Genomic DNA, 569 nt, shown 5'->3' with positions numbered 1-569 from the left:
TCCAGGGTCCGCACGGTGGTGTGGTAGTCGTAGGCGATCTCGCTGGGGTGTACCTCGTGGGCGAAGCGGACGCCTACCTCGTCGAAGACGTCGAGGATGGGGTTGAAGCGGTCGGCGAAGTCGGCGTAGCCGGCTTCGATCATGGACGGCGGCACCGGGGGGAACATGGCGAGGGTGTGCCAGATGGAGGAGCCGGTGAAGCCGACCACGGTGGTGACGCCGAGTTTGGCGGCGGCGCGGGCGGTGTCCTTGAGTTCTTCCGCGGCGCGCTGGCGGACGCCTTCGGGTTCGCCGTCGCCCCAGATGCGGGCGGGCAGGATGCCTTTGTGGCGTTCGTCGATGGGGTGGTCGCAGACGGCCTGGCTGAGGAGGTGGTTGGAGATCGTCCACACCCCGAGGTTGTACTTGGCCAGGGTTTCCTTCTTGCGTTCGACGTAGGAGTCGTCGGCGAGGGCTTTGTCGACCTCGAAGTGGTCGCCCCAGCAGGCGAGTTCCAGGCCGTCGTAGCCCCATTCGGAGGCCAGCCGGCAGACCTCCTCGAACGGCAGGTCCGCCCACTGCCCCGTGAA

General features: G+C 67.3%; 1 protein-coding gene. It reads right to left on the bottom strand.

Going from position 1 to position 569, the window contains the following annotated elements:
* Positions 1-569, bottom strand: a 569-nt coding sequence (locus HHX31_RS33440) for a sugar phosphate isomerase/epimerase (protein WP_169953810.1), incomplete at both ends; no start/stop codon positions are given.

The organism is Microbispora sp. H11081 (genome assembly GCF_012999535.1).
Classification (GTDB): domain Bacteria; phylum Actinomycetota; class Actinomycetes; order Streptosporangiales; family Streptosporangiaceae; genus Microbispora.
Note: the sequence above shows the minus strand (reverse complement) of the source record. Positions and strands in the feature narration are given on the sequence as shown.